The sequence below is a fragment of the Acinetobacter sp. WCHAc060033 genome, assembly GCF_004209125.1.
In the GTDB taxonomy this organism is placed as follows: Bacteria; Pseudomonadota; Gammaproteobacteria; order Pseudomonadales; family Moraxellaceae; genus Acinetobacter; species Acinetobacter wuhouensis.
Genome location: NZ_SGSW01000031.1, coordinates 1 through 15,462 on the forward strand (window position 1 = coordinate 1; position 15,462 = coordinate 15,462).

Sequence of the window (15,462 nt, forward strand, 5' to 3'; positions counted from 1 at the left end):
GGATTTTGGATTACATCAATGAAATTGATGAAATTGGTATTGCAACGGATCGTGCGCGTATTAAGCAAATTCTTGATAATATTATTGACTATACTCAATCGCATTTTACTTTTGAGGAAAGTTTGCAAGAAGAAGCGGGTTATAAATATCGTGTTCCACATAAACGTGTACATGATTTATTTATTAAACGTATTGAAAGCTATCGTACGAGTTTTGAGCAAGGTAATTCAATTGAAAAAGAATTACATGAAGTGCTTTCAAAATGGTTAATTAACCATATTCAACACGATGATGCGGATTATGTCGGCGCTGTGAAGTTGAATATGATGGGCATTATCAAAGAAAATGAGAAGAAAAAAGGTAAGAATTGGTTTGCAAGATTCTTCTCATAATATCGAATCAATGCTGGTGATATAACGGCAATATTTGAATGAATTATGGAAGTGACCAACTCTCTAACTAAAAAAATTCAGAGGGTATAAAAAGAAAGTGGATAGATTATAAAAAATCTAGCGCAGCAAATCATCGAGGGGTGATTTGCTTTTTTCTTTTGCGATGTTCTTTTATGTTTTGATTTTCAGCAACGAGAAAGGCAAAATAGCAGAACTTTTTACGAAACACCTCATGCAGGATTATTCTATGTCACGATGGTTATCGCCGCTCATGGCATTTTGTCTCTCATTTATGATTATCGCAGGCTTGGCACCAAGCTTGGGTATTCAGCTTGATCGACAAATTGATTTTTGGATATTGTGGTTAGTGTCAATGCTGATCTTGGCATTGCCGATTACTTATTTAGAAGTAGCATTGGCAAAGCGTTCGAAAACAACCGCGCTGAATGCGTTGTCGAGTTTAACGCGTGATGCAGATGCGTCTCAATCATGGCGTATTGTAGGGTGGTTGGCTGTCGTATTCATTCCGTTCCTTGCGGGTGGAATCTTATCTAATATTAGTCAAAGTGCTGTACAGTTCGCACAGTTACCTGTCGCGACGAATATCGCATTTGTCGGCGTTGCTGTTGTGGCATTTGCACTTTCATTTGTTCCTCGTCAAATCTTAATTGCTTTGACAGCGCTTGGTGTTGTGTTGTCGTTGGTTGTTGCCAATGTCTTTGGAACGAATTTACAAGCATGGCACGTGACACCTGTTGAGTTCAGTGAATGGAGTAAAGCGAGTATTTTAGCGCTTGTAGCGACTGGTTTAGGTTTAGGTCTGTATTGGCAAACCAGTTTGTTGAATACACAACAACATAATGAAGCATCGAAAACAGCTTTACCGATCTGGATTGCACAAATTTTAGCCGTAATTGCATTTGGTTTCTTTGCAGTTTCAGCGCAAATTCCAGCATATACCTTATTATTTACAGCCATTGTTTCTGCTGCATTGTTGTTGCAACTGGCAAAAGAACAATTGGTACAGCGTCAAACTTCGATTGTGATTCAATTCGTCGTATTACTAGCAGCGTTGTTGGTTTGGGCAATTCCAAATATATTGACGATCTTTAATCCATTACTCATGTTATGGGGCTTAGTGATTTGTCTGATCTATGCAATCTTTGTGGGTTGGATCATGAAGATCAGTCATTTGCGTAAAGCCATGAATTTTAGTTCAGAAGCATTCTATAATATTTGGCGTATTGCAGTACGTATTGTTATTCCATTGGCTATTATCTTGGCAATCGTTGCCTATATTGGTCAATTGATTTAAAAATTAAAGGTGGGCGTGTGTCGAAAGTTTGGGTCGCATATGCTGCTGAAACGCAGCAATTTCACATTGAGTTACAATTTTGTGACGGTATGACGATTGCTGATGCGATTGCTCAAAGCGGTTTGGCTGCGCAAGTAGAATTACCTGAAAATTTTAGTTTTGGTATTTTTGGTGTGAAATGTAAAGATCAACAACAACTGCTAGCCGCAGGGGATCGTGTTGAAATATATAGAGCTTTAACCATTAACCCTAAAGATATTCGTCGTAATCGCGCCAAAGCGAATCCTGTAGGGCGTTATTGTCGTGGTAATCGTTACCAACAATTGCTATTCAAATAAGCAATTATTTCAATAATCGCTTTAAACAATTGAATGCATATAAAAAACCCCTCAATGAGGGGTTTCTTTTTATAGCAAAGTGTCTATAGTGGGGGCGCATTCAATATCGCTTCTTTAGAAGCTGGTAAGCCTGGTTGAGACTCTGGAATGGTTTCTAGGCCTTCGATTTGGGTGACTACACCTGCTTCATCGAAGTAAACCTTGAGATGTTGACCATGTGCTGCGGGAATCTTGGCTTTTTTTGCATAAGTTCCTGGGATATAGTTGTAAATGTAGTCCCATCGTCCTGGATTCATTGGATCTGTGACTGTTGGGCTACCAAGCAAGAAACGGACTTGTTGGTAGTTCATACCGACTTGAATTTTTGAAGCTTGAGCTTGGGTTAAGGGTGTTCCTTGAGGAATATCAACTTTGTATACTCCAAATACTGAACAGCCACCAAGTAAAGAAGCGACGAATAACGTCAGCATGATTTTTTGCATTTTGCTACACTATCCCAAATTAATTATGATGCAATTGATCCACGGATAGATCATACTGCATCTCAACTCTGTTGCATATTCCAACTTAAAATTTGTTGAGAGACCTTTTTATATGCCTATTTCAAATCAAGATTTACGAAAAGCTGGACTTAAAGTTACCCTACCACGAATCAAGATTTTGGAATTATTAGAAAATTCAAGACAACACCACTTGAGCGCGGAAGACATTTATAAAACATTACTTGAGCAAGGTGAAGATGTCGGTTTGGCTACCGTATATCGTGTGTTAACACAATTCGAAGCTGCGGGTATTATTCAGCGTCATCATTTTGAAAACAATCACTCTGTTTTTGAAATTATGCAAGAAGATCATCATGATCATATTGTTTGTCAAAACTGTAATAAAGTTGTTGAATTTACTAATGATATTATCGAACATGAACAGCATGAAGTTGCAGATAAACATGGTTTCAAATTGACTGGACATTCGTTGAATCTATACGGTTATTGTGATGCACCTGAATGTCAGGAAGCGTATCGTAAGCGCTAAAAATCACATAAATACAACAAATTAAAAAAGGGAGCTGAATGAATTCAGCTCCCTTTTTTATGACGTATTCGGCAATTATGAAATCTATTGACCGTCGAAAGTTAATTTAGTATTTGCATTGAGCAGTTGCGCGCCACCTTCTTCATCCAGTTTGATTTGTAGACGTAAATCATTTGGTGAATCTGCATGTTTTAGTGCATCTTTATAGGTGATTTGCCCTGCTTTATATAAGTCAAACAAGGCTTGGTCAAAGGTTTGCATCCCTAACTCACGTGAGCGTTTCATCAAATCTTTAATTTCGTGAATGTCACCTTTACGGATCAAATCAGAAATTAAAGGGGAGTTGATTAGAATTTCAATCGCAGCACGACGAGAATTACCATCTGGTGTTGGAATCAACTGTTGCGCGATCATCGCTTTTAAATTCAGCGACAAGTCCATGAACAATTGGCTATGACGGTCAGATTCAAAGAAGTGAATAATACGATCAATGGCTTGGTTGGCGTTGTTGGCATGCAGTGTCGCAAAAACCAAGTGACCCGTTTCCGCAAAGGCAATCGCGTAATCCATGGTTTCACGAGATCGAATCTCACCAATCAAAATTACATCAGGGGCTTGACGTAATGTATTTTTCAATGCAATTTCAAATGAATCGGTATCAATACCGACTTCACGTTGAGTAATGATACAACCCGCATGTTCATGAACAAATTCAATTGGGTCTTCAATGGTAATGATATGACCTTTGGAATTGTGATTACGGTAACCAATAATGGATGCTAAAGAGGTTGATTTACCTGTACCCGTCGCACCTACAAAGATAATAATACCACGTTTGGTCATGGCTAAATCTTTCAGGATTGGTGGAAGTTTTAATTCTTCCATCGTTGGAATTTTGGTTTCAATACGACGTAAAACCATGCCTGGCAGATCACGTTGCTGAAATGCACTGACACGAAAACGTGCTGTCTTGTCTTTATTGGTAATTGCGAAGTTACACTCACGTGTTTCGGCAAATTCTTTGCGTTGCTTCTCACTCATAATTGAGTTGAGCAATTGCATGATGATGTCGCCATTCAACTTGGTTTTTACGACAGGTACGATTTGACCATTAATTTTCATTGATGGTTCAACATCAGCCGTAATAAATAAATCGGATGCTTTTTGCTCAGTCATCATATTGAGCAAGTCATTAAAGTCCATCTTTAATTCCTAATTATCCATTTTTATAAGAATGATTCTGGTTGTTTTGCAGAATTTCGTGCAACTTGAGGGCTAATTACACCTTTAGATACCAGTGTTTTTAAACTTTGGTCCAATGTCGTCATACCATAGTTTGCACCCGTTTGAATCGCAGAGTACATTTGAGCAACTTTGTTTTCACGGATTAAGTTACGGATTGCAGGAATACCGATCATGATTTCATGCGCGGCAACTCGTCCACCACCTGTTTTTTTCAGTAGACATTGAGAAATAACAGCTTGTAAGGATTCAGATAACATGGCACGAACCATGTCTTTTTCTTCAGCAGGGAATACGTCGATCACACGGTCAATGGTTTTTGCCGCAGACGTGGTGTGTAGCGTACCAAATACCAAGTGACCTGTTTCCGCAGCTGTGAGTGCCAAACGAATCGTTTCAAGGTCACGCATTTCCCCGACGAGGATGATGTCTGGGTCTTCACGAAGCGCCGAACGCAGTGCTTCATTAAAGCCATGGGTATCACGATGTACTTCACGCTGGTTGATCAAACATTTCTTCGATTGATGCACAAATTCAATAGGATCTTCGACTGTGAGGATGTGGTCATAACGATTGTCATTAATGAAATCAACCATTGCTGCTAAGGTTGTTGACTTACCCGAACCTGTAGGCCCTGTGACGAGAATTAAACCACGAGGTAATTCACAAAGATCTTTAAAGATTTGTCCTAGGCCCAAATCTTCCATCGTTAAAACTTTAGAAGGAATGGTACGGAATACAGCACCTGCACCACGGTTTTGGTTAAATGCGTTGACACGGAAACGGGCAACACCAGGGACTTCAAATGAAAAGTCAGTTTCTAATTGTTCTTCAAAATCACGACGCTGTTTATCATTCATGATGTCATAAACAAGGCGGTGAACATCTTTATGTTCTAAAGCTGGTAAATTGATACGGCGAACTTCACCATCCACACGAATCATCGGTGGCATACCAGCTGAAAGGTGTAAGTCTGATGCCCCGTTTTTGACAGAAAATGCCAATAATTCTGTAATATCCATAATGTCCCCGAATTTAAAGCTATTCACTTAATTATTTTGTAGAATAATAGTGCTTTTCACTCAGCATAACCAACAATTTCATCGCTTGGAAGCTGAATTTTTTTGGAAATGAGAATCCTATCAATGAATGATCTAAATCAAGCTCGAAATCATGTGTTAGAACAAATTCAGCAAGCCTGTTTGACAGCAAATCGAGATGTGAGTCAGGTGCAATTATTGGCAGTTTCAAAAACGCACCCCAGTGAAATGTTAAAAGCAATGTATGCAACAGGACAGCGCGCATTTGGGGAAAATTATTTGCAAGAAGCTTTGGATAAAATTGAAGCTTTAAGTGATTTAGAGATTGAGTGGCATTTTATTGGTCATGTACAACGCAATAAGACCAAACATTTAGCTGAAAAATTTGCTTGGGTACATGGGGTGGATCGTTTGATTATTGCTGAGCGTTTATCCAACCAACGTGAAGCAACACAACAGCCCTTAAATATATGTTTGCAAGTCAATATTGATGCTCAAGACACCAAGGATGGTTGTCAGCCTGAAGAGGTTGCGGATTTAGTCGCTCAAATCAGTCAACTACCACATTTAAAATTACGTGGTTTGATGGTGATTCCTGCGCCAAACAATCCACAAGCTTTTTTAGATGCAAAAACTTTATTTGAAAATGTGAAAGCACAACATGCACATCCTGAAGATTGGGATACGTTGAGTATGGGAATGTCAGGCGATATGAGTGAGGCGATTGCTGCGGGTTCAACCATGGTTCGAGTGGGAACAGCATTATTTGGTTCGAGAGACTATTCAAAGTCGGTGTAGGTCAAAGTCAGTTTAGGGTTTTATTGTCATGATGTTTTGCCTCCTTTTAGAGGAGGCTTATTATGAAAGTGATTGTGGATAGCATTTGAGCATTTCTAATTAGTAGTCCCCCTCATCCTCTTGCGGAGTTACCTCCTCATCCCTGAGCCATATATGGCGCAAGAGAAGGAATTCTCGATACACCTCTGGGTTTAATATTCGAACATTTCATGACTTACGTAAGAGGTCTACGCATTTAGCAGATCAAACATCCCATTTTTATATCATCCCTAATAACAGCAATTGCAAACTTGAGAACCCATGAGGTCATATTTGCCTTAATTATTCGACTTTGCCACTAAAGTTCAGTACAAAAATAATTCTAAACAATTAGCTTAACGCGAAAGTATTTAAAAATTTCAGGGAAGTTTATGTCTGCATATTATCAATTGATTGATCGTCAAATCGATGCCCAAGGTGTAGTGACCGCTCATTATGTGTCAACCATGAATGCCCAAGGTGCATGGAATCCCAATGAACAACATATGGCACCTGCAACAGGAATTATTTGTGCAGAACTAGAACAATATGCACCACGTCAGCATATGCGCATCGGGCGAATTAGCCTCGATATTTATGGTTTGATTGCATTGGGTGAAATTGAAATCACGACTAAAACCATTCGTGCAGGTAAAACCATTGAATTGATTGAATCGACGATGAAAGGGCAAGGTAAAACCTTAGTCGTTGCGCATACTTGGCGTATGATGACCTCCGATACCTCTTCAATTGCAGGGCTTGAAGATTTAGCCGTTGAAAGCCCTGAAAATATGCCAGTATTCGATGGGATTCATCAGTGGCGTGGTCAATATACCAAGACTGTAGAAGCACGCTCAAATCAGCAAAGAAATGGCAAAGGATTGGTGTGGTTAAGTACTGATGTCGATATGGTTGAGGGGCAATCAACCTCACCGTTTGTACAATTGGTCTGTATGTCAGATATGGCGAATGGGATTGTGCCTAGACAAAATCGTCCATTTGATTGGGGTTTTCCAAATTTAGATTTACAAATTCATTTGTATCGCATGCCACAAGGTAAATGGTTGGGCATTGAAGCAGTTCAGCAATATGGTGCGGATGGGATTGGTTTATCTAGTTCGATTTTGCATGATACACAAGGATCTTTTGGACGTAGTGAGCAGATATTAACTTTGCGCCCGATGCAAGAGTAGAAAGCGTTATTTGCATTTTCAAAGGCTTATTTTAAATGATTGGAATAGGTCTTTGACAAATAAGCCATTTTAGAGAGTGTATGTTGAAGTGAATTTTTAAAGCGAAAGCGGTTTAACAATTTTCAACGTATCAAAACAATCAATTTATTTATACTGATTTCAATATAATTCTAAAAAAGGGAACGAAACATGTATAAATCGAAAATTTTACTGTGGCTATTTTTGACCTGCTTAATCAGCGCGTGTAGTACAACAAAAATTGCCACCTCAGAGACTGCTTCTGAAGCAGAATATGCACCTGCACCACAAGCAGAAACTTCTGCAAAACCTGCTCCATCATCCACTCATGCAAAAGCTAAAGCCAATGCTAGAGCTGCATCTACGCAAAATAATGTGCATTCAGATGAACGCTTAGGAACAAAGTGGGGTGATGACCTAAGTTCGTATGTAACACAAGTTGATTTGAAGCGTTTAAGTAGTAGCCCCATTGATGAAACTCAAATTCGCTATGCCAGTAAGCAGTTTTCAGGTCGTGGTATCAATAGCATTTCTTTAGCTTCTGGGAAAATTAGCTTTTCAGTTGTTGATGATCGTGGGCGAATTTTACCGTTATATCGTGATGGTCAAAATTATTATTTATCAGCAAATGATGGGCAAAGCTATCAACTTCGCTATTCAAATACCAGTAATCAGACTTTTGAAATTGTGGCGAGTGTTGATGGTTTAGATGTACTCGATGGTAGCCGTGCATCTCGTTCAAAGAGTGGTTATGTTTTGCGCCCTTATAGCTCATTTGCAATTGAAGGTTTTAGAAAAAGTAACTCATCCGTTGCATCATTTACGTTCAGTAAACCTCAGAACTCCTATGCAGCAAATTCCGCGAGTGGTTCAATTCAAAATACAGGTGTAATTGGTACCGTGGTTTATGAACTTAAAGCCCCTAAGTATTACCCACCCAAAAAAACAAATGATGGATATGCACCTGCACCGAATGCATTTCCAGCAGATTAGATGATCTATCTAAAAATGAGGCGAAAGATGCCTCATTATAAATTTTATTGAGATGTTATAATATTACAAAATTATAACCATTTGATGATCGTGAATCTAAAATCATCTTGATATGATGGCTGTGATAATAGTCTAAGTTACCCAAAATTTCTGATCATATAATGCGGTAAATAAAAGCATTAAAACGATTGGAAGCTTATTTACAACTTTAAAATAGGTAACATAATGAAAAAAATAAATATTCTGTTATGCCTTTTGTTCTGTATTTTTCTTGCTGCTTGTTCGAAAAAAGCGGAAGAAAGTTCTGCAAATAGTAATACTCAAACGACCAGTGCAGATGCTGTTACTGAAGCTGCCAATAATGATGTTGCAAGTGATGAAAAGCTTGGAACGAAATGGGGGGATGAAATTGACTCTCATGTGACTGAGGTCGATTTAAAGCGTAAGTCGAGTGACCCAATCGCTGAAAGTATCGTGCAATATGCAGATAAAAATTACCAAGGAAAATCAGTCAATTCAATTTCTTTAGCTGCAGGGAAAATTGAATTCTCCGTGATTGATGATCAGGGTAATAAGTTACCTATCTATCGTGTTGGACAAAGTTATTACCTAGAAGGTCGAGAAGGGCGTAGCTATCAACTTCAATATGAAAATAATACGGGCAAAACCTTTGAAGTGGTTGCCAGTGTCGATGGTGTGGATGTAATTAATGGCAGTGAAGCATCTCGTAGCAATGCAGGTTATATTCTACATGCTCATGATTCGTTGAAGATCGAAGGTTTTCGTAAAAGTGAGCGTGCGGTTGCATCATTTACATTCAGCAAGCCAGAAGAGTCTTATGCAGCAAATTCGGACAATGGTTCAATCCAAAATGCAGGTGTGATTGGTACTGCGATTTACGAACTTGAATCTCCTGAAGAAGAAGCAAAGCCTGTTAATAAATATGCACCACCACCAAATGCTTTTCCAGCAGATCGTTGATATTTAAGCCGTTGGTATACAGCTCTGATCTGTATACCAACGGTGAACATCATGAAAAAATCGCTTTGCTTGGGAATATTATTGGCTTCAGGCAGTTTAGCACAAGTAATAACAATACTTTGGCAACATCAATTAAAGGTCTAAATGACATAAAACAAAAAATGCATTGATAGGAAAAAGTATTATTTAAGTATGTTATAAATAAACTTAAATCAATTTTTGTTATTCATTTAAAATATTATCTAGATTTTTTATAAATAAATCTATCTCAAGATTGGTTAATTTTTCTTTAGCTATGTAATTAAACCCCTTATCTAAAAGTAAGTTTTTTTGACCTATTAGATAATCAGGTACTTTGTGGAATTGATTAATTATATGTTGCTGAAAATTATTGTGTTTATTTGATGAAAAAATTGAATTAGTTATTGATAAATCAATTATTAAATCAAATATTTCTATCCATGCGTGTCCATTCCATGAAAGTTTTAAATCAGTGTTATTTTTAAGCAGAGGGAGTATTGGCGTATGTTGAAATACCAGTGCCCCATTAATAGATAAGGAACCTACTATAAGTTTAGCCTCATAGGGTAAATGGTCATTGATTACAGCAGTTAATAAAGAACTTGAATATAAGCAACTATTACTTGGAAAATCAAATGATTGGTTTATTTGGTTAACTAAGTTGATAATTTCTAAAAGTTCACTTTGATTAAATTTCATTAACTCACCACTTCAATGGTACTCGCACCTGCACCCAGTGGACGCACCTGAATCTGTACAGGAATACGTTCATGCATGTCCTGAATATGTGAGATGAGCACGACTTTACGTCCTTGGTTTTGCAATTGATCGAGAGCATTCATGACCATGTGCAAAGACGAAGCATCCAATGTGCCAAAGCCTTCATCTATAAACAGCGATTCAATTTTCATCGAACCCGATGCCATATTGGCAATCGCAAGCGACAAGGCGAGGGCTGTCAGGAAAGATTCACCACCTGACAGCGAAGCTACGGAACGGGTTTCACCATCCATATCATGGTCAATAATGGCGAGGCTTAATGAGTTATCTAAACGTTTTAAGGTGTAGCGTTGCGATAACATCGCCAGTTGTTGATTGGCATGTTCAAGTAAAATATCGAGGTTAAACTGTTGAGCATAATCACGGAATTTTTTACCAGTCGAATCGCCCATTAAACCTGAAATTTTGCTCCAGCGATGTTCTTCTTGTTGCACTTCTTGAATCTGATCGGCAAATTGTTTTTGCTTTTGCACATTACTGTCATGCTTTGCCAGATCAATTTTGATTTGATCACGAATTTCAGACTGCGCTTTAAGTGCTTCAATATTTTCTGCAATTAATTGCTGTAATTGTGCAAAATCAATCTCAGGCTGTTGTAATGTATGCTCTGCCAATTGCGCTTGAATAGTTTTAAGTACAGAACTTGCTTCATGCAGTAAACGTTCGGTATTTTGCAAGTTCTGACGAATCTGCTGTTCCTGCGCAGGCGTGATTTGTGCCAGTTCAGCCAAATCATTACTCTGAAAATCAGCATGAACATTCAACCAATTTTGAATATCACGATTCACTTGATTCAGGCTGTTCAGGCTTTGTTGCTGTTGAGCTTGTAACTGTTCTACACGACTTTTTTGCTGATCGTATTGGCTACGTGATTGGTCAAACTGCTGTTTCAGTTGCTGATACTGTGTTTGTAAATTTTGGCGTTTAGCATCATGTTCAGCCAACCATTCATTCGGTTTAACATCACTTAAACCTGTCATTTCTAAGATCAGTTGATTGGCTTTTTCTGTATTTTGTAGTCCCTTAACTTTGATCGCATTGAAATTTTCAGTCATTTCAGCAATTTGCTTCGACGTATTTTCCAGATTGAGTTGTACTGTCTGAAGCTGCTGTGATGCATGATTGAGTTGTTGTTTCAACAGTTCAAATTGCTCATTCTGTAGTAAGCGATTTTTAAGTTGTGTATGCAATTGCTGTGCTTGTACAGTCGTCTGTTGTTGCCATTGTTCTTTTTCAGCACCAGATAAACACGTTACAAGATGTGAAACTTGTTGTTGTAGGTTATGTGCATTTTGCAGTAAATGTTCAGCTTGTTGGATATTCTGCATCAATTGTTGTTGCTGTTTAATATTCACAATCGACTGATTGGTCTGTGTTTCAAGTTGCTGTAAATCGAGCTGATTTTGCTGAATAAATTGTTGGATTTTTTGTGTAATTTCAGCAGGTGATAAACTTAAATCCAGTTGAATATTCGCTGTTTGAATCTGCTCATTTAAAGCAGTTACAATTTGCGAAGTTTTCTCAGAGTCGCTTTGAATTGCACTTTTTAACTGTTCATGCTCAGCAGAGAATTTACTTAAATGTTGCTGTGATTGTTGCCAATTTTTTAAAGTTTCCTGCTCTTTAACCAGTGCTTGCTGTTCCTGTTGTTGATGTAGATCAAATAAGGCTTTGGACACGGCAGAATCATCGACTTTATAAGGATGTGAAGTACTGCCACAGACTAAACATGGCTTGCCTTCAGTCAATTCTGCACGTAAATGTTCAACATTTTCAGTATGCAATAAACGTTGTTGTTGCAGTATTTCCTGCAATTTTAACCGTGTGTCTTTGGCGGATTGATAGTCCTGTTCCGCAATTAAGGTGCTTTTTTCAGTTTGCTGTAATTGCGCCGTGATCTTGCTAAATTTTTCATGGATCTGCAAAGATTCATTTTTTAAATCAAAGTATTGATTAAGTTTTTGCTGAATCACATCCAGTTGATTGCGTTGATTAATCTTGGACTCACGTTGTAGTCGTCCTTGCTCAACCCGTTGTTCGAGTTGTGCAATATTTCCAGACTGTGCAATGGCTTGTTGTAATTCAGTTTTTTGCACATTGAGCTGTTTTTCGGCTTGTGTTGAATTACCAAGTTGATTTTCAATATTCTGATATTGCTGAATAAATTGGACTAACTGCTGTAGATGAGCGGATAAGCCTTTATCTAAACTGATAAATTGTTGGGTAGATAACAGTTGTTCATTGACATGATCTTGCTGTTGTTGAATCTGCTGAATCTGTTTTTCAAGCTGTTGTTTTTGTTGTAAAAAAGGCTGTTGATCCTGTTCTAATTCAAATAATTTTTTCTTTACCTGATTAAATTCAGCTCCGATACGATCACGTTCAGTATTACAGTCACGTACTGCATTAATCTTATTTAGATTTTTATTTTCAAAATTTTGAATTTCTGCAAGTGCGGTTTCAGCATTTAAATATTGGTTTTTTTGAGCTTCAAACTGAGCTGATAACTCATTAAATATATTTTGCTGTTGCTGAATTTGTGGTGCAAGTTCCTGTTCAGCTTTGATCAGTTGCTGTTGCTGAAACACATAAGGACGAATTTCGGAGAATATTTCCAAACGTGTTAAACGCTCACGTTCAGGTGCTAAGTTTTGTTGCTCTTTCAGATAATGATCAACCGTTTGCTGTTTTAAAATAATCTCTTGATCAAACTTTTGCTTACGCTCAAACCATAGACGTTGCTTTTCAAGTTGTGATTTTTCAGCATCCAGTTTTTGATATTCAGCATTAACCATTTGAAACTGATTGGATAATTCAGTGACTTGTTCATCTGAAAGGATCTCTATATGTCCAAGCAGATTTTCCAGTTCTTTACGTTTTACTGCAACGGCTTTGGTACGTTCAAAAGCCAATTGACCAATCTTGGCAAAGATCGAAGAATTGGTTAAATATTCAAGTAATTCACCACGTTCATTATCACGAGCTTTTAAAAATGCGGTCACTTCAGATTGTGCCAAAAGTACCGCACGAGTGAACTGTTCAAAAGTAAGTTGCGTGATTTGATGAATACTCGCATCGACTGCTTTGGCTTTATCTGCAACAACAATACCATCAGTCAGGCATTTTAAATAACGCTGTACACTTTGCAGTTTTCCATCGGATTTTTCACGTGAACGTTTCAGTTCCCAACGTGCCAGATAATGTTTCTGATCTTGCGCCACAAAGGTGAGTTCAGCAAAACCATGCGCCGTACCACGACGTAAAACCGTCAGTGGTGAATTGGTCAACAGTTCTGATCCATCGACATCAGTGAGTTTGCCATCACTGTCTTTTAAACGTGGAATTTTATTAAACAGGGCAAGACACATCGCATCTAAAATGGTGGATTTCCCTGCACCAGTTTTCCCCACAATTGCGACTAAACCTGCTGAAGCCAAAGGTTCAGATTCAAAATCAATAAAATGCTCACCTGAAAGAGATGCCAGATTTTTAAGTCGAATGGATAAAATTTTCATGACAACTCCTTATGCTTTGTGTTCATCTTCAAGTGATTTTTCGGCTTCATGAACGAGGCTTAAAAAATCTTTCAGCACAGCATCATCATTGGCATAACCATTTTTTTCCCAGATCTGTTGAAACAGTTTTTCAGGTGTTGGTGGTTCTAAACTGACTTGAACTGCATCATCACCATTTTTTTCTGTGCTTAGATACTGTCGGGAAATACGCACCAGACGGTAGCGATTCGGTGGTAAAGCATCTTCAAACTGTTGTCTTAAATTAGGCTGTGGCGGAATATTGGTTGAATATTGAATATCAATATATGGACGATGATCAATATCGTCAATTTCACCTCTTGGTAAGGTTTTTAGCTTTTCAAAAATAATTGGTAAAGGATCTGAAAATTTATATAAATTTACTGTTCTTGGGATGGAAATTGCTTTGTAGTGAAAACGTGATTCATCATTTTTGGTTGGATCAATCGTAACTTCAACAATTTGATGTTTATAGTTAATTTCACTAAATGATAGCGGAATAGGTGAACCGCTATAACGAATATGCTCCTGACCAACTTTCTGTGGTTTGTGCAAATGCCCAAGTGCAACATAGTCAATCACATCATCAAAAAGTGCCGTCGAAAGTGCTTCTTCATTACCAATAATAATCGGGCGTTCTGAGTCAGATGTTTCACCGCCTTGCATGTGGGCATGTGACATCAAAATTAAAGCTTGATCATCGGTTTTACGCTGTTTGGCTGCTGAAATCAGTTGCTGATGGATATAGGCAATCGCATTTTGACTGTTAGTGGTGTGTTCATTTAACCCAGTAATTTCCGCAGGGCGTAAAAAGGGTAGGGCTAAACACCATGCGACTGTATTTTCATTTTCATCATGGATTGGGATCAGTAAACGGTCTAAATCAATTGAACCTTCAAGATTTTTATGGATTACACCGACTGTTTTAGCATGGTATTTTTCAAGTAATGGTTCAACCTGTTCGATACGATAACCTGAGTCATGGTTGCCTGCAATCATGAGGGTTTGCATGTGTGGTGCAAGATCGTGGGCATCTGCAAGGAATTGGTAAAGTTGCTTTTGTGCTGATGATGCAGGATTGATTACATCGAAAATATCGCCTGCAATGAGCAAAGCATGTGGTTGTTTTTCTTTGATTTGTTCGAGTAACCATACGAGGAATTGTTCATGTTCGTATTGACGGGAATGGTTATAGAAAAATTGTCCCAAATGCCAATCTGAAGTATGAAAAAAGCGTACAGTCATGTGAACTCAAGTCTTTGAAATGCCCTGTGTAATTTAGCATGTTTTCGAATATTCAGGATGGATGAATTTTTATAGGCGACACATTTGGTCGCCTAAGTTTTTAAAGATTGTTGTTTTATCCTGCACTTGGATCGACTTGTACCAATCCAAATGTATTGTTATCTGCATCTAAAAAATAACCTTGCCAGCATTTATTGGGAATGGCGAATTTTTCCATTGCAACTTGACCACCCAAAGCTAAGATTTTTTCAGCAGTTTGATCAAAATCAGCAACTTCAAATGAACAGGTAAATGCATTGGTTCCACAATGGGTTGGTGGAATTTTTGCAGGGCGTTCGAGTAAACCACCGTGAATATTCGCTGTTTCGATCTGATAATATTGAATCGGTAAACCTTCAACTTTAGTAAATGTCCAACCAAAGACTTTACTGTAAAATTTTACTTCTCGTTCAGGATTTGAGGATTGGATTTCGAAGTAGGTGAGGGCGGTTATTGTTATTATTCCTGTTTGATCTTTATTTAA

At 38.0% G+C, this 15,462-nt stretch carries 15 protein-coding genes; 8 read left to right on the forward strand and 7 right to left on the reverse strand.

Annotated elements, in window-relative coordinates:
* Positions 1-2 precede the first annotated feature (2 nt).
* The 3 genes from EXE10_RS13800 (at position 3) to EXE10_RS13810 (ending at position 2,045) form a co-directional block, all read left to right on the forward strand.
* Positions 3-392 carry a bacteriohemerythrin gene (locus EXE10_RS13800; RefSeq protein WP_228256838.1) on the forward strand — a complete coding sequence of 130 codons (390 nt, stop codon included), beginning with the start codon at positions 3-5 and terminating at the stop codon, positions 390-392.
* Between the two features lie 232 nt (positions 393-624).
* Positions 625-1,707, forward strand: coding sequence for a hypothetical protein (locus EXE10_RS13805; RefSeq protein ID WP_213073852.1), 1,083 nt, complete (start codon positions 625-627; stop codon positions 1,705-1,707).
* Positions 1,708-1,724: 17 nt separating this feature from the next.
* Positions 1,725-2,045, forward strand: coding sequence for an RnfH family protein (locus EXE10_RS13810; protein WP_068975802.1), 321 nt, complete (start codon positions 1,725-1,727; stop codon positions 2,043-2,045).
* Positions 2,046-2,128: 83 nt separating this feature from the next.
* Here EXE10_RS13810 and EXE10_RS13815 read toward each other — a convergent pair whose 3' ends face one another.
* On the reverse strand, positions 2,129-2,527 hold the full coding sequence (locus EXE10_RS13815; RefSeq protein WP_087552860.1) for an outer membrane protein assembly factor BamE: 399 nt from the start codon (positions 2,525-2,527) through the stop codon (positions 2,129-2,131).
* Positions 2,528-2,639: 112 nt separating this feature from the next.
* Here EXE10_RS13815 and fur point away from each other — a divergent pair, with 112 nt between their 5' ends.
* Positions 2,640-3,077, forward strand: a complete 438-nt coding sequence (gene fur / locus EXE10_RS13820) for a ferric iron uptake transcriptional regulator (protein ID WP_068975800.1) — start codon at positions 2,640-2,642, stop codon at positions 3,075-3,077.
* An 84-nt stretch (positions 3,078-3,161) separates the two neighbouring features.
* Here fur and EXE10_RS13825 read toward each other — a convergent pair whose 3' ends face one another.
* On the reverse strand, positions 3,162-4,280 hold the full coding sequence (locus tag EXE10_RS13825) for a PilT/PilU family type 4a pilus ATPase (RefSeq protein WP_130113752.1): 1,119 nt from the start codon (positions 4,278-4,280) through the stop codon (positions 3,162-3,164).
* 23 nt (positions 4,281-4,303) lie between these two features.
* Positions 4,304-5,341, reverse strand: coding sequence for a type IV pilus twitching motility protein PilT (locus tag EXE10_RS13830; protein ID WP_068975798.1), 1,038 nt, complete (start codon positions 5,339-5,341; stop codon positions 4,304-4,306).
* A 123-nt stretch (positions 5,342-5,464) separates the two neighbouring features.
* Here EXE10_RS13830 and EXE10_RS13835 point away from each other — a divergent pair, with 123 nt between their 5' ends.
* From EXE10_RS13835 to EXE10_RS13850, 4 genes are all read left to right on the forward strand, one after another.
* Positions 5,465-6,157 (forward strand): YggS family pyridoxal phosphate-dependent enzyme, encoded by a 693-nt coding sequence (locus EXE10_RS13835; RefSeq protein WP_130113753.1) that lies wholly within the window; start codon positions 5,465-5,467, stop codon positions 6,155-6,157.
* Between the two features lie 410 nt (positions 6,158-6,567).
* Entirely contained in the window at positions 6,568-7,368 is an 801-nt protein-coding gene (locus EXE10_RS13840) for a thioesterase family protein (protein WP_130113754.1), read from the forward strand.
* Positions 7,369-7,557: 189 nt separating this feature from the next.
* Complete coding sequence (locus EXE10_RS13845) at positions 7,558-8,379, forward strand: hypothetical protein (protein WP_130113755.1); 822 nt, start codon at positions 7,558-7,560, stop codon at positions 8,377-8,379.
* Between the two features lie 225 nt (positions 8,380-8,604).
* Complete coding sequence (locus EXE10_RS13850) at positions 8,605-9,360, forward strand: hypothetical protein (protein WP_130113756.1); 756 nt, start codon at positions 8,605-8,607, stop codon at positions 9,358-9,360.
* A 222-nt stretch (positions 9,361-9,582) separates the two neighbouring features.
* On the opposite strand, the gene EXE10_RS13855 is transcribed toward EXE10_RS13850, so the two are convergent.
* The 4 genes from EXE10_RS13855 to EXE10_RS13870 all read right to left on the reverse strand — a co-directional run bounded on the left by EXE10_RS13855 (position 9,583) and on the right by EXE10_RS13870 (position 15,432).
* Positions 9,583-10,080: a hypothetical protein gene (locus EXE10_RS13855; protein ID WP_130113757.1), complete on the reverse strand. Its 498-nt coding sequence runs from the start codon at positions 10,078-10,080 to the stop codon at positions 9,583-9,585.
* The gene (locus tag EXE10_RS13860; protein ID WP_130113758.1) at positions 10,080-13,676 is read right to left on the reverse strand and encodes an AAA family ATPase; all 3,597 of its coding nucleotides are present in this window, start codon (positions 13,674-13,676) and stop codon (positions 10,080-10,082) included. The genes EXE10_RS13855 and EXE10_RS13860 overlap by 1 nt, the downstream gene beginning before the upstream one ends.
* 9 nt (positions 13,677-13,685) lie before the next feature.
* Positions 13,686-14,939, reverse strand: coding sequence for an exonuclease SbcCD subunit D (locus tag EXE10_RS13865; protein ID WP_130113759.1), 1,254 nt, complete (start codon positions 14,937-14,939; stop codon positions 13,686-13,688).
* Between the two features lie 115 nt (positions 14,940-15,054).
* Complete coding sequence (locus EXE10_RS13870; RefSeq protein ID WP_130113760.1) at positions 15,055-15,432, reverse strand: VOC family protein; 378 nt, start codon at positions 15,430-15,432, stop codon at positions 15,055-15,057.
* Positions 15,433-15,462 lie beyond the last annotated feature (30 nt).